Here is a 22,070-nt window from a genome sequence, read left to right as displayed (position 1 = left end):
AGGCAAGTGACGAGTCAAGAGCAATGAGGCTTGAACAAAGTGAAAGCCAGCGTCTTTAGGCGCTGGCTGGTAATTTGGGCTTATAGCCCTGAGACAAACCACCCGTTTGACGGGTGGTTATGATTTTGGTTGACGATTCAGGTTGAAAAACCCATTGAAATTATTAAAAACAAGGCAAAAAACAAGCTTATTTTTGTCGTATGGCTTGCTATTATTTCGCTTATCATCCTTGTCTCAGGAATTTTTTTACAAGAAACAAAGAGTAGTCAATCTAGTATTAACATACAGATACAGAATTTAGTACCATGGGACACAGTAAAAGACTGGAGAAGGATTGAATTCCTTGGAATTGAAAGTAACTCTGCTAAAAATGGAGAACTTAGTGATTCAGATGGTAAGTATATACAGATAGTTGCTGCCTTAAAAAACTTAGATTTTTTATATATAGAACGATCTTCGGCATATGTTCCAGATTTCATGAAAACTTCACATGTTATAGAAAATTTTTCTAAACAATTAGAAAATGACGGGATAACGAATCCAGAAATAAATAAAGAGTTGATTTATATCAATCAAACAGGTGCTAACTTACAAAATAAAGTGAATGGAACAAACTATCATCTTTTAGATAATAAGATAGCAACCATCTATATTCCTGAAAAATGGAAAGAAAATCAGAAATCTATTGAGAATACAGTTGTAGCAGAACAATTTATTGGAACAAACTATACAAAAGAAGAGCTTGCAGTACAAATAATTCCTGATGGTAATAAAATTTTTTATTTCAATGAGGATGCTGATATCGATCATAAAAATAAAGATATTTTACCAATGGCAAGTGTAGCAGATAGCAAAGATAACATTGTTGTTGTGTTAGATACAGACAAAATGATGGAAAATAATAAGTTTTCTTTGGCTAGTAACATACTATATAAATCTCTTTTTAGTCCTGAAGCGGTAAAAAAAATAAATGAGATGACTGTCCTGTTGAATTTCTCAATGAATCCAGTAGATGTTTACCAAATTGTGAAATTAAAGATCCAATCCTTAGAGCACCAAATTCTACTATCACAAATCTTGCAGAAGATAATTTACAGTATTGTCTTTATACTCATTTATCAATATGTCCAACTTTTTATTACTCTAAAACAGAATGAATATGTGAAAAAAATCATTTTGGGTCTGTCAAAAACATATATAGCAATTTCAAGTCTCAAATATTTTATGATGACTATTACAATGGTTATTCTATTTACATTTCTTATGACAGGGCAAATAGAGTTGTTATATATTGGAGCGGCTTCTCTGCTAGTTTTGATGTTGTCAATCATAATGAGTTTTAGGAAATTATCTGAAAGCTACACTAAAATTTTAAAAGGAGATGAATCATGACAATTGACCTTTTGAACGTTTCAAAGAGTTTCGGCTCAAAGAAGATCTTTACAGACTTAAATTTAATATTTGAATCTGGAAAAAGCTATGCATTGATTGGAGGTTCTGGCTCCGGTAAAAGTACCCTTCTTAATATTATAGGAAGATTAGAAAAAATTGACAGTGGGAATGTTTTAGTTGATAAACAAGATATTTGGAAGATAAAAGAAAGAACTTTTTTTAAAAATACTGTTGGATATGTATTTCAGAATTATTCTTTAATAGATAACAAAACAGTATATGATAATCTGAGCCTTATCACTAAAGACAAAAAAACAATAACTGACGTACTTGAAAAAGTAGGACTGTCAAGTGACTATTTACATCAAAAAATATACGAATTGTCTGGTGGGCAGGCTCAACGTGTAGCTATTGCCAGAATGTTAATGAAACCACGTAAAATTATTTTAGCAGATGAGCCCACAGGAGCTTTAGATGGTGAGATTGGAAAAGAAATCATTCGTTTGTTATTAAATGAAAAAGATGAAGACAAATATGTTATAATAGCGACGCATGATCCAGCTGTCTATAACGAAGTTGATGTGATAATTGACATGAAAGATATAGGGTATAATGTATGAAAAAGATAATTTATATTGCTTTGATCTTTGTAGCTGGGTTACTTGCCTTCTTCTTTTTTGGAAAACAAATGATTACAAAAGAAAATATCAATAAGCCAACGGTAGAGTTAACAGTCTATACGCTTTCTTCTAGTGATACAGAAAAATGGAATAAAGTGAGACAAGTAGAAACGGAAGAGGCTATATACTTCATAATTGTGAAAGAAGCAGAGTCTTCTGAAGAAGTATTTTCAAACATCATTGCAAATGGAGCTGCTACGGGGTTCGGAGTTCGTGAAGAAGAAGTGAAGAAATTCAATAATGATTTAGGAGACACTATAGAGGACTCTAAGCATAATAAACTAATTGAAATAGAATTTTTTACTTTTTCTGATGCTGACGAGGGGATTTGTAGTAGCAAACTTTGACTACGGTAAAGAAGAGTTGAATTCTCAGAAAAAAGATATAAAAGAGTTATATAAAAAAATATATGAATCTTTTAAAGAAAAGAATAAATGATTGTATTATAATCCTTGTATTTTGCTATGGTTTGTTAATTGATTTTTGCATATCTTATTTCAACATACTATAAAATAAGACATAAGAAAACGAGTATCTCCAACTACGGAAATACTCGCTTTTTGGTATTTAGAAGTGTTTTTTGCTCTGCTTCTTTTATTCCGATTAACGCATGGTTACAAATTCTTCAGATGCAGTTGGGTGAATCGCTACGGTTGCATCAAAGTCTGCCTTGGTTGCTCCCATTTTGATAGCAACAGCAAATCCTTGAATCATTTCATCAACGCCGTAGCCAATTCCATGAAGTCCGACAACTTTTTCTTCTGAACCAGCTGTGATCAATTTGAAACGAGTTTCTTGACGGTTGCAAGTGCAAGCAGAGTACATAGAAGTAAAGCTTGATTTGTAAACCTTGATTTGGTCTTGACCGTATTCTTTAATAGCTTGTTCTTCTGTCAAACCAACCGTTCCGATAGCAGGGTGTGAAAAGACAACAGTTGGAATAGTTGAGTAGTCCATTTTTGCAGTTGTTTTTCCGTTAAAGAGACGTTCAGATAGGGTACGCCCAGCCTTGATAGCTACTGGAGTCAGTTCCTTTTCACCTGTTACATCACCTAGAGCGTAGATTCCCTCAACAACAGTATTTTGGTATTCATCCACTTGTATAAAGCCACGTTCGTTCAAAGTTACTCCAGCTTTTTCAAGTTGCAAGCCCTTAACGTTTGGACGGCGGCCTGTAGCCCAGATAACTTGGCTAGCTGTGTGACTAGTACCATCTTCGAAATGAATGGTAATGCCTTCAGCAGTTTTTTCTAACTTAACAGGGACTTTGTGAGTGTGAAGTGGTAAGTTTGTTCTTTCCATTTCCTTGACCAAACCTTCAACGATGTAAGAATCAAAACCACGTAAAGGACGATCGCGGCGAACAAAGAGATCTGTCTTGACACCAAAAGTGTGGAGTACGCCAGCCAATTCAACGGCAATATAACCAGCGCCTAGAATGGCAACTGATTCTGGCAATTCTTCCCAGGCAAATACATCATCAGAAGAGCCACCTAGTTCAGCACCAGGAATGTTTGGAATACTTGGATGGGCACCAGTAGCAATCACAATATGTTTAGCACGAATCAGTTCACCATTTACGCTAACAGTATGAGAATCTACAAATTCAGCATGACCTTCAATCAAGTCCACGCCGTTGCGTTTAAAACTGCCATCATAAGAAGAACGAGCGCGATCAATGTAGGCTTCACGATTGCGACGTAGGGTTGCAAAGTCAAAGTTAAGATCAGTAGTCTTAAAGCCGTAGTCTTCTCCAAATTGATGGAAAGTCTCAGCGATTTGCGCCCCGTACCACATGATTTTTTTAGGAACACAGCCGACATTGACACAGGTTCCACCTAGTTTCTTTTCCTCAATAACGGCCGCTTTGGCTCCGTGTTCACCAGCACGGTTCATGGTAGCAATCCCTCCGCTACCTCCACCGATAGCAATGATATCGTATTCTCTCATTGAAAACTCCTTTGTACTCTTTTAAATAGTAGAGTGTCATTTTTTGATAGTCATATTCTATCTTTTTTTTAATTTGATTGCAAAAATCTGCTACGTTCAAAAAATTTAAAGAAAAGGCTTGCAAAAAGGAAAAATAAAGTGCATTATATATCTAGTACAATAACTAAACAAAAATTCCGAACAATAATTAAATCCTGAAATGTCATTATTTCGTTCTAAAATGTTATTGTTTCAAATTGATAATTTTTGTATAATATTGTTAAGAACTTTAAATCAAAAAGGAGTTTCATTATGAAAAAGAATGGTAAAGCTAAAAAGTGGCAATTGTATGCAGCAATCGGTGCTGCCAGTGTAGTTGTATTGGGTGCCGGGGGGATTTTACTCTTTAGACAACCCTCGCAAACCGATGTTAAGGATGAAATACCACATCTAGTAGTGGCAAAAGAGGGAACTGTTGCTTCGTCGGTTTTATTGTCAGGGACAGTAACAGCAAAAAATGAACAATATGTTTATTTTGATGCTAGTAAGGGAGATTTAGATGAAATCCTTGTTTCTGTGGGTGATAAGGTCAGTGAAGGGCAGGCTTTAGTTAAGTACAGTAGTTCAGAAGCCCAGGCGGCCTATGATTCAGCGAGTCGAGCAGTTGCGAAGGCAGATCGTCATATCAATGAACTCAATCAAGCACGAAATGAAGCCGCTTCAGCTCCGGCTCCTCAAACCTCTGCGCCAGCAGGAGGAGAAGATGCAACGGTGCAAAGCCCAACTCCAGTGGCTGGAAATTCTGTTGCTTCTATTGACGCTCAGTTGGGTGATGCCCGTGATGCTCGTGCAGATGCAGCAGCACAATTAAGTAAGGCTCAAAGTCAGTTAGATGCAATGACGGTTCTCAGTACCCTAGAGGGAACTGTGGTCGAAGTCAACCACAATGTTTCTAAATCTCCAACAGGAGCTAGCCAAGTAGTCGTTCATGTCGTAAGTAATGAAAACTTGCAAGTTAAGGGAGAACTGTCTGAATATAACCTCGCCAACCTATCTGTAGGTCAAGAAGTAACCTTTACTTCTAAAGTTTACCAAGATAAGAGCTGGACTGGTAAGATTAGCTATATCTCTGATTACCCTAAAAACAATGGCGAAGCAGCAAGTACAGCTGTAGCAGCAGGCGGTAATTCTGGCTCTAAATATCCATATACCATCGATGTTACAAGTGAAATCGGTGATTTGAAACAAGGATTCTCAGTAAGTGTTGAGGTCAAGAATAAGAGTAAAGCTATTCTGGTTCCTCTAACAAGTGTTGTGACTGAAAATGATAAGAACTATGTCTGGGTGCTTGACGAGCAGAAAAAGGCCAAGAAAGTGGAAGTTGGTTTGGGCAATGCTGATGCAGACAACCAAGAAATCACTTCAGGTCTGACAAATGGAGTCAAGGTCATCAGTAACCCAACGTCTTCTCTAGAGGAAGGAAAAGAGGTGAAGGCTGATGAAGCAACTAATTAGTCTAAAAAATATCTGCAGAAGCTACCGTAACGGTGACCAAGAACTGCAGGTTCTCAAAAATATCAACCTAGAAGTGAATGAGGGTGAGTTTGTTGCCATTATGGGACCATCTGGTTCTGGTAAGTCTACTCTCATGAATACGATTGGCATGTTGGATACACCAAGTAGTGGAGAGTATTATCTTGAAGGTCAAGAAGTGGCTGGATTGGGTGAAAAACAACTAGCTAAGGTTCGCAACCAACAAATCGGTTTTGTCTTTCAGCAGTTCTTTCTTCTGTCTAAACTCAATGCTCTGCAAAATGTAGAATTACCCTTGATTTACGCGGGAGTTTCGGCTTCAAAACGGCGCAAGTTAGCTGAGGAATATCTAGATAAGGTTGAATTGACAGAACGTAGTCACCATTTGCCCTCTGAATTATCTGGTGGTCAAAAGCAACGTGTGGCTATCGCGCGTGCCTTGGTAAACAATCCTTCTATCATCCTAGCGGATGAACCGACAGGAGCCTTGGATACTAAAACAGGGAATCAAATTATGCAACTATTGGTTGACTTGAACAAAGAAGGAAAAACCATTATCATGGTAACGCATGAACCTGAAATAGCTGCTTATGCTAAACGCCAGATTGTCATTCGAGATGGAGTCATTTCGTCTGATAGTGCTCAGTTAGAAAAGGAGGAAAACTAAGATGCAGAATCTGAAATTTGCCTTTTCATCTATTATGGCTCACAAGATGCGTTCTTTGCTTACCATGATTGGGATTATTATCGGTGTTTCATCAGTTGTTGTGATTATGGCTCTAGGTGACTCCCTATCTCGTCAACTCAACAAAGATATGACCAAATCTCAGAAGAATATTAGTGTCTTTTTCTCTTCTAAAAAAAGTAAAGATGGGTCTTTTACTCAGAAACAATCAGCTTTTACGGTTTCTGGAAAAGAAGAGGAAGTTCATGTTGAACCACCAAAACCGCAAGAATCTTGGGTCAAGGAGGCAGCCAAACTGAAGGGAGTGGATAATTACTATGTAACCAACTCAACGAACGCCATTTTGACTTATAAAGATAAAAAGGTTGAAAATGCCAATTTGACAGGTGGAAACAGAACTTATATGGAGGCTGTTAAGAATGAAATTATTGCAGGACGTAGTTTGAGAGAACAAGATTTCAAAGAATTTGCAAGTGTCATTTTGCTTGATGAAGAATTATCCATTAGTCTATTTGGATCTCCTCAAGAGGCTATTAACAAGGTTGTAGAAGTTAATGATTTTAGTTATCGAGTCATTGGTGTTTATACTAGCCCAGAATCTAAAAATTCAAAAATATATGGTTTTGGTGGCTTACCTATTACCACAAATATCTCCCTTGCTGCGAATTTTAATGTAGATGAAATAGCTAATATTGTCTTTCGAGTGAATGACACAAGCTTGACTCAAACTCTGGGTCCAGAACTGGCACGAAAAATGACAGAGCTTGCTGGCTTGCAACAGGGAGAATATCAAGTATCAGATGAGTCAGCTGCATTTGCAGAAGTTCAACAAACGTTTAGTTTTATGACGACGATTATTAGTGCCATTGCAGGTATTTCTCTCTTTGTTGGAGGAACTGGTGTTATGAATATCATGCTGGTTTCGGTGACAGAGCGTACCCGTGAAATTGGTCTCCGTAAGGCTTTGGGTGCAACTCGTGCTAATATTTTAATCCAGTTTTTGATTGAATCCATGATTTTGACCTTGTTAGGTGGATTAATTGGCTTGACAATTGCAAGTGGTTTAACTGCCTTAGCAGGTTTGTTACTGCAAGGTTTGATTGCGGGTATAGAAGTGGGAGTATCGATCCCAGTTGCCCTATTTAGTCTTGCAGTTTCGGCTAGCGTGGGTATAGTTTTTGGGGTCTTGCCAGCCAACAAGGCATCGAAACTTGACCCAATCGAAGCCCTTCGTTATGAATAAAATAAACAAGATGGACACTCGTCTATCTTGTTTTTGTATAGATTTCCCTATCGAAAATCCTTAAAAATGTGATATAATGAAGTGTTAGAAAAACAGGTTTCATTTGCCTGGAAAGGAAAAATTATGTCTGAAAAGAATTTTTATATTACAACGCCGATTTACTATCCATCTGGTAAGCTTCATATCGGTTCTGCCTACACAACCATTGCTTGTGATGTCCTAGCACGTTATAAACGCCTGATGGGCTACGATGTCTTTTATTTGACAGGTCTTGATGAACATGGTCAAAAGATTCAACAAAAAGCAGAAGAAGCTGGCATTACACCACAAGCCTATGTTGATGGAATGGCAGTTGGAGTTAAAGAACTCTGGCAATTACTAGATATCTCATACGATAAATTTATCCGTACAACGGATGACTACCATGAAAAAGTTGTCGCACAGGTCTTTGAGCGCTTGCTTGCTCAAGATGACATCTATTTGGGTGAATACTCTGGCTGGTATTCAGTATCAGATGAAGAATTCTTTACAGAAAGCCAGCTTGCGGAAGTATTCCGTGATGAAGCTGGAAATGTAACTGGTGGTATTGCTCCATCAGGTCACGAGGTTGAATGGGTATCTGAAGAATCATACTTCCTTCGCCTCAGCAAATACCAAGATCGTTTGGTCGAATTTTTCAAGTCCCATCCTGAATTTATCACTCCAGATGGTCGTCTGAATGAAATGCTTCGCAACTTCATCGAGCCAGGTTTAGAGGATTTGGCAGTTTCTCGTACAACCTTTACATGGGGTGTGCCAGTCCCATCAAATCCTAAGCACGTTGTCTATGTTTGGATTGATGCCCTTCTTAACTATGCGACAGCTCTTGGCTACGGTCAAGACGAACATAGTAACTTTGACAAGTTCTGGAATGGAACAGTCTTCCACATGGTAGGAAAAGACATCCTTCGTTTCCACTCCATCTACTGGCCAATCCTTCTTATGATGTTGGATGTTAAATTACCTGATCGTTTGATTGCCCATGGTTGGTTTGTCATGAAAGATGGTAAAATGTCTAAATCTAAAGGGAATGTCGTTTACCCTGAAATGTTGGTAGAGCGTTATGGACTAGATCCACTTCGTTACTACCTCATGCGCAGTCTTCCAGTTGGTTCAGACGGAACCTTCACTCCGGAAGACTATGTAGGCCGTATCAACTACGAATTGGCCAATGACCTTGGCAACCTCCTCAATCGTACGGTTTCTATGATTAACAAGTACTTTGATGGACAAATTCCTGCCTATGTAGAGGGTGTAACAGAGTTTGATAATGCTCTTGCTGAGGTTGCAGAACAATCAATTGCTGACTACCATACACACATGGAAGCAGTTGACTACCCACGTGCACTTGAAGCAGTCTGGACCCTGATCTCTCGTACTAACAAATACATCGACGAGACAGCTCCATGGGTACTGGCAAAGGATGAAGCACTCCGCGATCAATTGGCAAGTGTCATGAGTCACTTGGCAGCCAGCCTTCGTGTCGTTGCTCACTTGATTGAGCCATTTATGATGGAAGCCAGTCGTGCAGTCTTGACTCAACTTGGTTTGGATGAAGTAGCGAGCCTTGAGAACTTGAGCTTGGCTGACTTCCCTGCGGGTGTGACTGTAGTTGCTAAGGGAACACCAATCTTCCCACGTCTGGATATGGAAGAAGAAATCGCCTATATCAAGGAACAAATGGAAGGTAACAAACCAGCAGTCGAGAAAGAATGGAATCCAGACGAAGTTGAACTCAAACTAAACAAGGAAGAAATCAATTTTGAAGACTTTGACAAGGTTGAAATCCGTGTCGCAGAAGTCAAAGAAGTGTCTAAAGTAGAAGGTTCAGATAAGTTGCTTCAATTCCGCTTGGATGCTGGTGATGGAGAAGATCGTCAAATCCTCTCAGGAATTGCAAAATACTATCCAAATGAACAAGAATTGGTTGGTAAGAAAGTTCAAATCGTTGCTAACCTCAAACCTCGTAAAATGATGAAGAAATATGTCAGTCAAGGGATGATCCTCTCAGCTGAATATGATGGAAAATTAACCCTTCTCACAGTTGATCCAGCTGTACCAAACGGAAGTGTGATTGGGTAAAAGTAGACAGGACTAGTTCATGCTAGTTCTGTTTTTTTATGTACACTCAATGAAAATCAAAGAGCAAACTAGGAAGCTAGCCGCAGGTTTCTCAAAGCACTGCTTTGAGGTTGTAGATAGAACTGACGAAGTCAGCTCAAAACACTGTTTTGAGGTTGTGGATAGAACTGACGAAGTCAGCTCAAAACACTGTTTTGAGGTTGTGGATAGAACTGACGAAGTCAGCTCAAAACACTGTTTTGAGGTTGTGGATAGAACTGACGAAGTCAGTAACCATATCTACGGTAAGACGACGCTGACGTGGTTTGAAGAGATTTTCTAAGAGTATCAACTATTATGCTTTACAAACTAGTGTGAAGTGGTATATTATAGATGAAGCTACTAGTAAGTATTACAAAATAGATAGAAGGGGGAAGGGATGAAAGAAACTCAACTATTAAAAGGTGTTCTTGAAGGTTGTGTCTTGGATATGATAGGTCAAAAAGAGCGATATGGTTATGAGTTGGTTCAGACTTTGCGAGAGGCTGGATTTGATACTATCGTTCCAGGAACTATTTATCCTTTGTTGCAAAAGTTAGAAAAAAATCAATGGATAAGAGGCGACATGCGCCCGTCGCCAGATGGTCCAGATCGGAAGTATTTTTCATTAACGAAAGAAGGAGAAGAGCGTGTCTCAGTCTTTTGGCAACAATGGGATGATTTGAGTCAAAAAGTAGAAGGAATTAAGAATGGGGATTAAATCATGAAGAAAATGAAGTATTACGAAGAAACAAGCGCTTTGCTACATGAATTTTCTGAGGACAATCAGCAGTATTTTGAGGAACTGTGGGATAGTTTTAATCTTGCTGGATTTCTCTATGATGAAGACTATCTCAGAGAGCAGGTTTATTTGATGATGTTAGATTTCTCAGAAGCAGAACGAGATGGCATGAGTGCAGAGGATTATTTAGGTAAGAATCCTAAAAAAATAATGAAAGAGATTCTCAAGGAAGCACCACGCAGTTCTATCAAGGAGTCCCTTTTAACACCAATTTTTGTCCTAGCGATATTACGTTATTATCAACTACTAAGTGATTTTTCTAAAGGTCCTCTCTTAACAGTCAATTTGCTCACATTTTTAGGGCAACTTCTTCTTTTTTTGATTGGATTTTGGCTTGTAGCCACAATCTTACGATGGAGTTTAGTCCAAGATTCTTCTAAAATGAAAATTGGCACTTATATTGTCGTTGGGATTCTTGTCCTTCTAGTTGTTCTGGGATATGTAGGAATAGGAAGTTTCATACAAGAAGGAGCATTTTATCTTCCTGCTCCCTGGGATAGTTTCCTTGTCTTTACACTTTCTCTAGTCATCAGTATTTGGAATTGGAAAGAAGCGGTCTTTCGTCCCTTTGTCAGTATGATTGTTGCCCATCTTATTGTAGGCTCTCTGCTCCGTTATTATGCGTGGATGGGCATTTCAAATGTTTTCCTTACAAAATTCATTCCTTTAGCTGTTCTTTTTATTGGCATTTTTCTCTTGTTCCGTGGGTTTAAGAAGATAAAATGGAGTGAAATATAGTCAAAAAGCCGTTGCAAAGCGGTTTTTTGTTATAATGAAGGGAAGAATGTTAGAAATTAAAGGAGAAAAATTTGATGAGATACATAACTCTTGGTCAAGATGACAAAGAATTATCAGAAATTGTTCTCGGAATGATGAGAATAAAAGATAAGTCTGTAAAAGAAGTTGAAGAGCTTGTAGAAACAGCACTTTCTGTTGGAATCAATGCTTTCGACTTGGCTGATATATATGGTCGTGGTCGTTGTGAAGAACTGTTAGGTCTTGTCCTAAAAAATCGTCCAGATTTAAGAGAAAAGATGTGGATTCAGTCCAAATGTGGCATTCGCATAGAAGAATTTACCTATTTTGATTTTTCTAAGGACTATATTATAAAATCAGTAGACGGTATTTTGCAAAGATTGAAGATTGATCATCTGGACAGCTTGCTTCTTCATCGACCAGATGCTTTGATGGAATCTGACCAAGTAGCAGAAGCCTTTGATCTTCTTTATAAACAAGGTAAGGTTCGAGATTTTGGAGTTTCTAATCAAAATCCTATGATGATGGAGTTGCTTAAAAAAGATGTCAAGCAGCCGTTAGCTGTTAATCAGCTACAATTGAGTGCGGCTTTTACTCCAGGATTTGAATCAGGTTTTCATGTTAATATGGAAGATAGTCAAGCAGCTATGCGAGATGGCAGCATTTTTGAATATTGCCAATTACACGATGTGGTCATTCAAGCATGGTCTGTCTTACAATTTGGGTATTTTAAAGGGAATTTTGTTGGAAATGAGAAATTTCAAGCTTTAAATCAAGTACTTGATCGTTTAGCTATTAAATATGGAGTAACCTCTTCAACTATTGCCATTTCTTGGATATTGCGTTATCCAGCAAAAATGCAGGCAGTCGTAGGTACCGCAAATCCTAATCACTTGAGAGAAGTTAGCCAAGCGGCAAACTTTAGCTTAACAAGAAAAGAATGGTATGAAATTTATCTTGCAGCAGGGAATAATTTGCCGTAAGTAGAAGCAGATGTAAATAAATCACAGTCAAAAAGCCGTTGCAAAGCGGTTTTTTTGTTATAATGAAGGGAAGAATTATTGATTTTAAAGGAGAAAAACATGACATTTGAAGAAATTCTACCTGGGTTAAAGGCTAAGAAAAAATATGTACGAACTGGTTGGGGAGGTGCTGAAAACTATGTCCAACTTTTTGACACTATCGAGCAAAATGGGGTTGCACTTGAAGTGACACCTTATTTCCTAATCAACGTTTCTGGGGAGGGAGAAGGTTTTTCCATGTGGAGTCCGACACCTTGTGATGTTTTGGCGACGGATTGGGTAGAAGCGCATGACTAAACGTGTACTCATTACAGGAGTGAGTTCAGGGATTGGTCTGGCTCAAGCTCGACTCTTGTTAGAGAAGGGCTATCAAGTTTATGGAGTTGACCAAGGTGAAAATCCACTCTTAGAGGGTGATTTTCACTTTTTACAGAGAGATTTGACCTTGGACTTGGAGCCTATTTTTGACTGGTGCCCTCAGGTAGATATTTTGTGCAATACTGCTGGAGTGTTGGATGCTTATAAACCCCTATTGGAACAATCAGCGCAGGAAATTCAAGAGATTTTTGAAATCAACTATATGACTCCTGTTGAGTTGACTCGCTATTACTTGACACAAATGCTGGAGAATAAAAAAGGTACCATTATCAATATGTGCTCCATTGCTTCGAGCCTAGCAGGTGGCGGTGGACACGCCTATACTTCTTCGAAGCACGCCTTGGCAGGCTTTACCAAGCAGTTGGCTCTAGACTATGCTGAAACCGGGATTCAGGTATTTGGTATCGCTCCAGGAGCAGTCAAGACAGCTATGACTGCTGCGGACTTTGAGCCAGGTGGATTGGCTACCTGGGTTGCTAGTGAAACACCAATCAAACGCTGGATTGAACCAGAGGAAGTAGCAGAGCTTAGTCTTTTCTTAGCAAGTGGAAAAGCGAGCGCCATGCAAGGACAAATTTTGACAATAGATGGTGGCTGGTCTTTGAAGTAGGAGGATCTGATGGAAATCAAAAGACACTTTGGTGTCTACGCTGTTTGCTTTGAAAATGGGAAGTTACTCTGCATTGAAAAAACGAGAGGCCCTTATCAACATCGGTATGACCTACCTGGAGGCAGTCAGCAACTTGGTGAAGGCCTGACGGAAACGCTGACTAGAGAAGTTATGGAAGAGACGGGATTTACTGTTAGAAGCTACTCTAATCCTCGAATCTACGATGTTTTCGTCAGGGAAGAGTTAAAAAATTTTATGGTTCACCATATCATGGCCTTGTATGATGTTGAAATGAATGAGAGTGCACCTCAAGTTACGATTTCGGAAGCTGTGTCTGATGGTGCGAACGATTCACTTGGATATATTTGGATAGATATTCAAGAGATAACAGAAGAAAATGCATCGCCATTAGTCTTGAAGGTTAAGTCTGAATTATTAGGATTTACAGAACTGGGCAATACTTCTTACATGAATTGGAAGGTGAAGTAGGGGGATAATGGAACTATTTAAAACATGGAAGAAAAATATGGTTCTCTATGGTCTTAAATCTCAAATTGGAACTGTCTACCGAAACAATGATAGGGCAACAAGCTTTTATGATGTTGGGAATTTTCTATACCTAGCAGGGGAGTTGGATTCCAGATCTTGGGAAGATTTTGTTAGAAAATATGGTTTAGATTATAAGATTATTATTTCAGAAAATACTAATTGGCAAGATTTTCTGCATCGGAAAGTGGGGCTAAATTCTTTTACTCGCTATTCTTTTAAAGATAAGGCAAATTTTCAAGTCAAATTTCTAAATGATCTAGTTACTCATTTAGAGGAAGGCTACAATATTGTGCCTATTGATAATCATATTTATAACTGCTTTTCTACGGAAGAATGGTCACAGGATTTACAGGGGGATTTTGAGTCCTATCAGGATTTTGTTTTAAAAGGTGGATTTGGCTTTGTGATTCTTAAAAATAATGAACTGATTGCTGGGATTTCCTCAGGGTTAGTTTACAGTGAAGCAGTTGAAGTGGAAGTTGCAACTAGACCAAACGAACAAGGAAATGGATTTGCTAAAAAGCTTGGTGCTGCAATGATTCTAGAGAGTTTAAATAGAGATATGTTTCCACTTTGGGATGCTCATAACGAGGCTTCCAAAAAAGTAGCAGAATTTTTAGGATATGAGTTAATTGGACCTTATGTAGCTTTTGAACTAGAGAAAAGTGTCATATAATGATAGCTGATATTATATCTTTTAAGATGAGGTGAATGGACATGCAAAATTAACTTGCTCTTAGTGGCGAAAAAATTCTTGAAAAAGTTTATCCTCAACTATTTCACTACATTGGAATGATTCGTGGGGAATACTTGTTGAGAGAGCTTAATCAAAACATCCTATTACCCAGTTGTCAGCAATTTGTAAAAGATTATCTAGAGACTATCTGCTCCCTGTACTCAAATGAAGAAGTTTGGTATCGTTTTTCTGAATTAACGAATATAGAAGCTAATTGTCTAAAGGGGACTAAAGAGTATTTTGATGAACGCCATCCTTTGTTTGGTTATAGAGGGACTAGGCGTTTACTGGCGTGTCTGGATGAATTTCAGGCTGAAGCACATGTCGTTACAGAAGTTTATCAAATCAATCCCAATCTGTCTGTTATCTTTCCTTTTGTCAATGATGCCGATCAATTAAAACAAGCTATTACAGTATTGCGTCGGCGTGGCTTTACTGGGAAAATTGCCACGATGATTGAATTACCGTCAGCATATTTTGACTTGGACAGAATAATGGAAACGGGCATTTTAAAGATTGTAGTTGGAATGAATGATTTGACTTCTTTTATTTTTGCCACTGTGAGAAACAGTCAATGGCATGATATGGAAAATCCAATTATGTTAGATATGTTGAGACAGATGCAGAATAAAGCAAGAAAGAACAAGATTGATTTTGCTGTAGCAGGCTATCTGAATACTTCTTTCATACAAAAAATGAATCAGATGGGTATCGAATGCATTCTCCATTACAGCTCTATTCCGGAGATTTTTGATTTAGAAATTGACCATCCAGACCACCTCAAACGTGTAAAAGAAGAAAGTAAAAAATTACAAAGGAGAAACCCATGACACCGCGAGAAATGTGGAATGAATACAAACAAATCAATCCTTCTATCGGAGATGAAATCGATGCTTGGGCTTTTGGAGTGGAAGCCGATCTCTTGGCAGATTTGGTTTTAGAAGGAGAAAAGACGGCAACAGCTTCAGCCTACGACCTCTACGCACTAGAAGATGAACCCCTTCCGCAAGAAGGGACATTTGATGTCATTTTAGACAGTCAAAATCAGGCTGTCTGCATTGTCGAAATTACAAAGGTTTCCGTTCAGTCCTTTAATCAAGTTTCTGCTGACCATGCCTACAAGGAAGGCGAGGGAGACAAATCTTTAGCCTATTGGCGTCAGGTTCATGAGGACTTTTTCACCGAGTGGATGAGGGAGGCAGGACAGACTTTTACACCTGACAGCAAGGTTGTTTTAGAAGAATTTCGCAAGGTCTACCCTCTGTAGACTGTTAGACGGAAGAAAGTTTTGGAAATCGCTGTCCAATCCTTTTTTCTTAGACAAAACATGATATAATAAGTTTGTTTGAAGAAGAGCAGCAGCTCTTAAACTTAGAATAGGAGAAAACTATGCAAGCAGTTGAACATTTTATTAAGCAATTTGTTCCTGAACATTATGATTTATTTTTAGACTTGAGTCGTGAGACCAAGACTTTTTCTGGGAAAGTGACCATCACTGGTCAAGCACAGAGTGACCGCATTTCCCTTCATCAAAAAGACTTGGAAATAGCTTCTGTAGAAGTTGCAGGGGTAGCTCGCCCATTTACTGTTGACCATGACAATGAAGCCCTTCATATCGAATTGGCTGAGGCTGGTCAAGTTGAAGTGGTTATCGCTTTCTCAGGAAAAATCACAGACAACATGACAGGGATTTACCCTTCTTATTACACAGTTGATGGAGTCAAGAAGGAAGTCTTGTCTACTCAATTTGAGAGCCATTTTGCGCGCGAAGCCTTCCCATGTGTGGATGAGCCAGAAGCCAAAGCAACTTTTGACCTCTCTCTACGTTTTGACCAAGTAGAAGGTGAATTGGCCTTGTCTAACATGCCAGAAATCGATGTTGAAAACCGTGAGGAAACAGGTATCTGGAAGTTTGAAACAACACCTCGTATGTCTTCTTACTTGTTAGCCTTTGTTGCGGGTGATTTGCAAGGTGTAACGGCTAAAACTAAAAACGGTACCCTTGTTGGTGTTTACTCAACCAAAGCCCACCCACTATCTAACCTTGATTTTTCACTGGACATCGCTGTTCGCTCTATCGAGTTTTACGAAGATTACTATGGAGTTAAGTACCCAATCCCTCAATCTCTCCACATCGCCCTTCCTGACTTCTCGGCTGGTGCTATGGAAAACTGGGGTCTTGTGACCTACCGTGAAGTTTACTTGGTTGTCGATGAGAACTCTACATTTGCTAGCCGTCAACAAGTTGCCCTTGTTGTGGCCCATGAATTGGCTCACCAATGGTTTGGGAACCTCGTAACTATGAAATGGTGGGATGACCTTTGGCTCAATGAAAGCTTTGCTAACATGATGGAGTACGTCTGTGTGGATGCTATTGAACCAAGCTGGAATATCTTTGAAGATTTCCAAACAGGTGGAGTACCTCTTGCTCTTGAACGTGACGCGACTGATGGTGTTCAGTCTGTTCACGTCGAAGTCAAACACCCAGATGAAATCAATACGCTCTTTGATGGCGCTATCGTCTATGCCAAAGGAAGCCGTCTCATGCACATGCTTCGCCGTTGGCTAGGAGATGCTGATTTTGCTAAAGGTTTGCACGCTTACTTTGAAAAACACCAATACAGCAACACCATTGGTCGTGACCTTTGGAATGCCCTTGGACAAGCATCAGGCCGTGATGTCGCAGCCTTCATGGATTCTTGGTTGGAACAGCCTGGTTACCCAGTTCTTACTGTCAAAGTTGAAAATGATGTTTTGAAGATTTCACAAAAACAATTCTTCATCGGTAAGAATGAAGACAAGAACCGTCTCTGGGTTGTGCCACTCAATAGCAACTGGAAAGGCTTGCCTGATACACTTGAAACTGAAAGTATCGAAATCCCTGGCTACGCAGCTCTTCTTGCTGAAAACAAAACGGCACTTCGTCTCAACACTGAAAATACAGCCCACTACATTACAGACTATCAAGGAGACTTGTTAGATGCTGTTCTTGCTGACCTAGTTGAGCTTGATAACACAAGTAAACTGCAAATCGTTCAAGAACGTCGTTTGCTTGCTGAAGCAGGGCACATTTCTTATGCTGACTTGCTTCCAGTTCTTGATAAGCTTGCTAAGGAAGAATCTTACCTTGTCGTTTCAGCTGTTTCTCAAGTAATTTCTGCCCTTGAGCGCTTTATCGATGAAGGAACAGAAGCTGAAAGAGCCTTCAAAGCCTTGGTTGCTAAATTGGCTCGTCATAATTATGACCGTCTTGGTTTTGAAGCTAAAGATGGCGAATCAGATGAGGATGAATTGGTTCGTCAGTTGGCTATTTCTATGATGATTCGATCAAATGATGCAGAAGCTAGTCAAGTCGCTAGCCAAATCTTCGAAGCTCACAAGGATCAGCTTTCAGGACTTCCAGCAGCCATTCGCTCACAAGTTCTGATCAATGAGATGAAACATCATGAGACCAAAGACTTGTTAGCACTTTATCTTGATACTTATACGCACGCAACAGATGCTGTCTTTAAACGTCAGTTGGCAGCCGCTCTTGCCTATAGTAAAGATGCGGACAATATCCAAACCTTGATTGCTGCTTGGAAGGACAAATTTGTGGTGAAACCGCAGGACTTGTCTGCTTGGTATTACCAATTCCTAGCTCACCAAGCAACTCAGGAAACAGCTTGGTCTTGGGCGCGTGAAAACTGGGCTTGGATTAAGGCAGCTCTTGGAGGAGATATGAGCTTTGATAGCTTTGTTATCCTTCCTGCTCATGTATTTAAGACTCAGCAACGCTTGGTGGAATACAAGGAATTCTTTGAGCCACAACTTTCTGATCTTGCTCTCAGCCGTAACATCGGTATGGGAATCAAGGAAATTGCAGCGCGTGTTGACTTGATTAACCGTGAAAAAGCTGCAGTGGAAGCAGTCGTTCTTCAATATGGAAAAGCTTAAACGTTCGTAAAATAATAAAAACTCAACTTTCTCTCTTAAAGTGAGAGGGAGTTGAGTTTTTTTTAAGGCAAATTTGGTATAATGGTTTTAATAAGGAGGAGTTTCTCATGATAAAAATCTTATTAGTTGAGGATGACCTAGGCTTGTCAAATTCAGTATTCGACTTTTTAGACGATTTTGCGGATGTCATGCAGGTATTTGATGGGGAAGAAGGTCTCTACGAAGCTGAAAGTGGTGTCTATGACTTGATTTTGCTCGATTTGATGTTACCAGAAAAAAATGGCTTCCAAGTCTTGAAAGAATTGCGTGAAAAGGGAATTACGACTCCAGTTCTGATCATGACCGCCAAGGAAAGTTTGGATGACAAGGGACATGGATTTGAACTGGGAGCGGATGATTATCTGACCAAGCCTTTCTACCTAGAAGAACTCAAAATGCGGATTCAGGCCCTTCTCAAACGTTCAGGTAAGTTTAATGAAAATACGCTATCTTATGGAGATATTCTCATCAATTTATCAACCAATACCGTTAAGGTTGAAGATACTACTGTCGAATTGCTGGGGAAAGAGTTCGATTTACTAGTTTATTTCCTTCAAAATCAAAATGTTATTTTGCCTAAGACGCAGATTTTTGATCGTCTATGGGGATTTGATAGTGATACAACGATTTCAGTTGTCGAAGTCTATGTTTCAAAAGTCCGTAAGAAATTAAAAGGAACCACTTTTGCAGAGAATTTACAAACCTTGCGCAGTGTTGGGTATATTTTAAAAGATGTTCAATAAACTAAAAAAAACATGGTATGCGGATGACTTTAGTTATTTTATCCGTAACTTTGGTGTCTTCACTCTGATTTTCTCTACCATGACTCTGATTATTTTGCAGGTCATGCACTCGAGTCTCTATACTTCAGTGGATGATAAGCTCCACGGACTGAGTGAAAATCCTCAGGCAGTTATTCAGCTTGCTGTAAATAGGGCAACAGAAGAGATTAAAGATTTAGAAAATGCCGCTACAGATACTAGCAAGACTGAGATAAAACCCAATGTCAGTTCCAATACGGAAGTCATTCTCTTTGATAAGAATTTTACCCAACTCCTTTCTGGAAATCGATTTTTGGGCTTGGATAAGATTAAGTTAGAGAAAAAAGAACTAGGCCATATCTACCAGATTCAAGTTTTTAATAGCTATGGACAAGAAGAAATCTATCGCATGATTTTGATGGAAACGAATATCAGTTCGGTTTCAACCAATATCAAGTATGCTGCTGTCTTGATTAACACCAGTCAGTTGGAGCAGGCCAGTCAAAAGCATGAGCAATTGATTGTGGTCGTGATGGCTAGTTTCTGGATTTTGTCTTTACTTGCCAGTCTCTATCTAGCTAGGGTCAGTGTTCGTCCTTTGCTTGAGAGCATGCAGAAGCAACAGTCCTTTGTGGAAAATGCCAGTCATGAGTTACGAACTCCACTTGCAGTTTTGCAAAATCGCTTAGAGACCCTTTTCCGTAAGCCAGAAGCAACCATTATGGATGTGAGCGAAAGCATTGCATCGAGTTTGGAAGAAGTCCGAAATATGCGTTTTTTGACGACAAACTTGCTGAACTTAGCTCGGAGAGATGATGGGATTAAGCCGGAGCTTGCAGAAGTTCCAACTAGTTTTTTCAATACGACTTTCACAAACTATGAGATGATTGCTTCGGAAAATGATCGTGTCTTCCGTTTTGAAAATCGGATCCATCGTCCGATTGTGACGGATCAACTGCTCTTGAAGCAGTTGATGACTATCTTATTTGATAATGCTGTCAAGTATACTGAAGAGGATGGTGAAATTGATTTTCTTATCTCGGCGACCGATCGTAATCTTTATTTGCTAGTTTCCGATAATGGAGTCGGTATTTCGACAGAAGATAAAAAGAAAATTTTTGATCGTTTTTATCGAGTCGACAAGGCTAGAACCCGGCAAAAAGGTGGCTTTGGTTTAGGATTGTCCCTAGCCAAGCAAATTGTAGATGCGCTAAAAGGAACCATTACTGTTAAAGATAATAAGCCAAAGGGAACAATCTTTGAAGTGAAGATTGCCATTCACACACCATCTAAAAAGAAAAAATAAACATATCGCTCCAGACGGGGCGATATGTTTATTTTTTAAGTTTTCGTTTGATAATAGAGCGTTGGACTTTTAAAACAAGTAAGCTGGATACTATTGCTGCAGGTAAGGCGAGCACAGTTGTTAATTTTAATGATAAAAAGATAAAACTAAAGATAGCAATGCAGATACAAAAAACAGCGATATTGACAAAAAATAAAATTTCTTTGAGATTGCTATCAGCTTGTGCTTCAGGTGTATAAGCTTGATAATGAGGAAGTTGCTGGTTTAATTCTTCTTGATAGTCTACTTCATAGGATTGTAATTTTCTTACAGGCATGATTCTCTCCTTAACAGTACATACCTATTTTATCATTTTTTCAGCAGAGAATTATTACAGAAAGGTTACAAAAAGAATAAGGTCCCTTTTCATTTTCAAAGAATAGCTGATTTTGGAGAAATATGGTATAATTTTTCCTATGGAAAAGATTATCATTACAGCAACTGCTGAAAGTATTGAACAAGTTAAACAATTGCTCGAAGCTGGCGTAGACCGTATCTATGTCGGTGAGAAAGATTTTGGCCTTCGTCTACCAACGACCTTTAGTCATGACCAATTGCGTGAAATCGCTAAGCTGGTTCATGATGCTGATAAGGAATTGATTGTTGCAGTCAATGCCCTTATGCACCAAGACATGATGGATCGTATTAAGCCCTTCCTCGATTTCTTGGAAGAAATTAAGGCCGATTACATTACGATTGGGGATGCAGGCGTTTTTTACGTGGTCAATCGCGATGGTTATTCATTTAAGACCATCTATGATGCTTCAACCATGGTGACAAGCAGTCGTCAGATTAACTTCTGGGGACAAAAGGCTGGCGCATCTGAGGCTGTTTTGGCGCGTGAAATTCCATCGGCTGAACTCTTCAAAATGCCAGAGATTTTAGAAATTCCTGCTGAAGTTTTGGTGTACGGTGCTAGTGTCATCCATCATTCTAAACGTCCACTTTTGCAAAACTACTATAACTTTACGCATATCGATGATGAAAAGACGCGCAAGCGTGACCTCTTCTTGGCAGAGCCAAGTGACCCAGAGAGCCACTATTCCATTTTTGAAGATAATCATGGTACCCATATCTTTGCCAATAACGACCTTGATTTGATGACTAAATTGACAGAATTGGTGGAGCATGGTTTTACCCATTGGAAATTAGAAGGACTTTATACTCCAGGTCAAAACTTTGTTGAGATTGCAAAACTCTTTATCCAAGTGCGTAGCTTGATTCAAGAGGGCAACTTTAGCCATGACCAAGCCTTCTTGCTGGATGAAGAAGTGCGTAAACTTCACCCTAAAAACCGTTTCCTTGATACAGGATTTTATGACTACGATCCTGACATGGTTAAATAAAGTAAATGATTCGTTGAGAGAAGAAAGATGCAAACATTTCTTCTCTCAATTTTTCTTATTCTCCAATATTTTCAAAAAATAAGTAGGCTAGGATGCTCTATTTATTAGGATTTTTAAGAAAAGTGACCTTCTTGAGTTTGAAAATTATCCTATGTTTGCAGGTGCCAAATGGCCCTTTTTTTGGTATAA

20 protein-coding genes and 3 pseudogenes are annotated in these 22,070 nt (G+C 39.0%); 21 read left to right on the top strand and 2 right to left on the bottom strand.

Going from position 1 to position 22,070, the window contains the following annotated elements; all coding sequences use genetic code 11:
- Positions 1 to 123: 123 nt before the first annotated feature.
- The 3 genes and pseudogenes from OVN23_RS08940 to OVN23_RS08930 form a co-directional block, all read left to right on the top strand.
- A pseudogene (locus OVN23_RS08940) lies at positions 124 to 1,392 on the top strand (ABC transporter permease); the annotation flags it as partial.
- A complete protein-coding gene (locus OVN23_RS08935; protein ID WP_000151028.1) occupies positions 1,389 to 2,012 on the top strand; it encodes an ATP-binding cassette domain-containing protein in 624 nt (207 codons plus the stop codon). The pseudogene OVN23_RS08940 and the gene OVN23_RS08935, both read left to right, overlap by 4 nt.
- A pseudogene (locus tag OVN23_RS08930) lies at positions 2,009 to 2,510 on the top strand (hypothetical protein). The gene OVN23_RS08935 and the pseudogene OVN23_RS08930 overlap by 4 nt, the downstream one beginning before the upstream one ends.
- 165 nt (positions 2,511 to 2,675) lie before the next feature.
- Here OVN23_RS08930 and gor read toward each other — a convergent pair.
- Entirely contained in the window at positions 2,676 to 4,022 is a 1,347-nt protein-coding gene (gene gor, locus OVN23_RS08925) for a glutathione-disulfide reductase (RefSeq protein WP_136937285.1), read from the bottom strand.
- Positions 4,023 to 4,310: 288 nt separating this feature from the next.
- On the opposite strand from gor, the gene OVN23_RS08920 reads away from it, so the two are divergent.
- The 17 genes and pseudogenes from OVN23_RS08920 (at position 4,311) to ciaH (ending at position 20,496) form a co-directional block, all read left to right on the top strand.
- The gene (locus OVN23_RS08920) at positions 4,311 to 5,516 is read left to right on the top strand and encodes an efflux RND transporter periplasmic adaptor subunit (protein WP_267240986.1); all 1,206 of its coding nucleotides are present in this window, start codon (positions 4,311 to 4,313) and stop codon (positions 5,514 to 5,516) included.
- Complete coding sequence (locus tag OVN23_RS08915; protein ID WP_000811469.1) at positions 5,500 to 6,201, top strand: ABC transporter ATP-binding protein; 702 nt, start codon at positions 5,500 to 5,502, stop codon at positions 6,199 to 6,201. The genes OVN23_RS08920 and OVN23_RS08915 overlap by 17 nt, the downstream gene beginning before the upstream one ends.
- Position 6,202: 1 nt before the next feature.
- Positions 6,203 to 7,462 (top strand): ABC transporter permease, encoded by a 1,260-nt coding sequence (locus OVN23_RS08910; protein ID WP_173217618.1) that lies wholly within the window; start codon positions 6,203 to 6,205, stop codon positions 7,460 to 7,462.
- A gap of 123 nt (positions 7,463 to 7,585) precedes the next feature.
- Positions 7,586 to 9,583, top strand: coding sequence for a methionine--tRNA ligase (metG, locus tag OVN23_RS08905; protein WP_173217616.1), 1,998 nt, complete (start codon positions 7,586 to 7,588; stop codon positions 9,581 to 9,583).
- Between the two features lie 49 nt (positions 9,584 to 9,632).
- Positions 9,633 to 9,905, top strand: coding sequence for a hypothetical protein (locus tag OVN23_RS08900; RefSeq protein WP_267240983.1), 273 nt, complete (start codon positions 9,633 to 9,635; stop codon positions 9,903 to 9,905).
- A gap of 96 nt (positions 9,906 to 10,001) precedes the next feature.
- A complete protein-coding gene (locus OVN23_RS08895; RefSeq protein WP_112443498.1) occupies positions 10,002 to 10,322 on the top strand; it encodes a PadR family transcriptional regulator in 321 nt (106 codons plus the stop codon).
- 3 nt (positions 10,323 to 10,325) lie between these two features.
- The gene (locus OVN23_RS08890; protein ID WP_112443499.1) at positions 10,326 to 11,141 is read left to right on the top strand and encodes a hypothetical protein; all 816 of its coding nucleotides are present in this window, start codon (positions 10,326 to 10,328) and stop codon (positions 11,139 to 11,141) included.
- A gap of 74 nt (positions 11,142 to 11,215) precedes the next feature.
- On the top strand, positions 11,216 to 12,142 hold the full coding sequence (locus OVN23_RS08885) for an aldo/keto reductase (RefSeq protein ID WP_112443500.1): 927 nt from the start codon (positions 11,216 to 11,218) through the stop codon (positions 12,140 to 12,142).
- Between the two features lie 99 nt (positions 12,143 to 12,241).
- Positions 12,242 to 12,478, top strand: a complete 237-nt coding sequence (locus tag OVN23_RS08880) for a DUF2829 domain-containing protein (RefSeq protein WP_000141912.1) — start codon at positions 12,242 to 12,244, stop codon at positions 12,476 to 12,478.
- Positions 12,471 to 13,169: a 3-oxoacyl-ACP reductase gene (locus tag OVN23_RS08875; RefSeq protein WP_112443501.1), complete on the top strand. Its 699-nt coding sequence runs from the start codon at positions 12,471 to 12,473 to the stop codon at positions 13,167 to 13,169. The genes OVN23_RS08880 and OVN23_RS08875 overlap by 8 nt, the downstream gene beginning before the upstream one ends.
- Before the next feature lie 9 nt (positions 13,170 to 13,178).
- A complete protein-coding gene (locus OVN23_RS08870) occupies positions 13,179 to 13,658 on the top strand; it encodes an NUDIX hydrolase (RefSeq protein WP_112443502.1) in 480 nt (159 codons plus the stop codon).
- A 7-nt stretch (positions 13,659 to 13,665) separates the two neighbouring features.
- On the top strand, positions 13,666 to 14,394 hold the full coding sequence (locus tag OVN23_RS08865) for a GNAT family N-acetyltransferase (RefSeq protein WP_267240982.1): 729 nt from the start codon (positions 13,666 to 13,668) through the stop codon (positions 14,392 to 14,394).
- A gap of 74 nt (positions 14,395 to 14,468) precedes the next feature.
- Positions 14,469 to 15,306, top strand: a pseudogene (locus OVN23_RS08860) (putative PEP-binding protein).
- On the top strand, positions 15,281 to 15,721 hold the full coding sequence (locus tag OVN23_RS08855) for an ASCH domain-containing protein (RefSeq protein WP_173217614.1): 441 nt from the start codon (positions 15,281 to 15,283) through the stop codon (positions 15,719 to 15,721). Before OVN23_RS08860 ends, OVN23_RS08855 begins: the two are co-directional and overlap by 26 nt.
- 122 nt (positions 15,722 to 15,843) lie before the next feature.
- Positions 15,844 to 18,390: a M1 family metallopeptidase gene (locus OVN23_RS08850; protein WP_173217612.1), complete on the top strand. Its 2,547-nt coding sequence runs from the start codon at positions 15,844 to 15,846 to the stop codon at positions 18,388 to 18,390.
- Between the two features lie 107 nt (positions 18,391 to 18,497).
- Positions 18,498 to 19,172 (top strand): two-component system response regulator CiaR, encoded by a 675-nt coding sequence (ciaR, locus tag OVN23_RS08845; RefSeq protein WP_000590628.1) that lies wholly within the window; start codon positions 18,498 to 18,500, stop codon positions 19,170 to 19,172.
- Positions 19,162 to 20,496, top strand: a complete 1,335-nt coding sequence (gene ciaH, locus OVN23_RS08840; RefSeq protein WP_173217610.1) for a two-component system sensor histidine kinase CiaH — start codon at positions 19,162 to 19,164, stop codon at positions 20,494 to 20,496. The genes ciaR and ciaH overlap by 11 nt, the downstream gene beginning before the upstream one ends.
- A 28-nt stretch (positions 20,497 to 20,524) precedes the next feature.
- On the opposite strand, the gene OVN23_RS08835 is transcribed toward ciaH, so the two are convergent.
- Positions 20,525 to 20,812 (bottom strand): DUF3270 domain-containing protein, encoded by a 288-nt coding sequence (locus OVN23_RS08835; protein ID WP_112443507.1) that lies wholly within the window; start codon positions 20,810 to 20,812, stop codon positions 20,525 to 20,527.
- 139 nt (positions 20,813 to 20,951) lie between these two features.
- Between OVN23_RS08835 and OVN23_RS08830 the strand changes: the two genes are divergently transcribed.
- Positions 20,952 to 21,881 carry a peptidase U32 family protein gene (locus tag OVN23_RS08830; RefSeq protein WP_173217608.1) on the top strand — a complete coding sequence of 310 codons (930 nt, stop codon included), beginning with the start codon at positions 20,952 to 20,954 and terminating at the stop codon, positions 21,879 to 21,881.
- Positions 21,882 to 22,070: the final 189 nt, after the last annotated feature.

The organism is Streptococcus sp. Marseille-Q6488, assembly GCF_946902925.1.
Classification (GTDB): domain Bacteria; phylum Bacillota; class Bacilli; order Lactobacillales; family Streptococcaceae; genus Streptococcus.
Note: the sequence above shows the minus strand (reverse complement) of the source record. Positions and strands in the feature narration are given on the sequence as shown.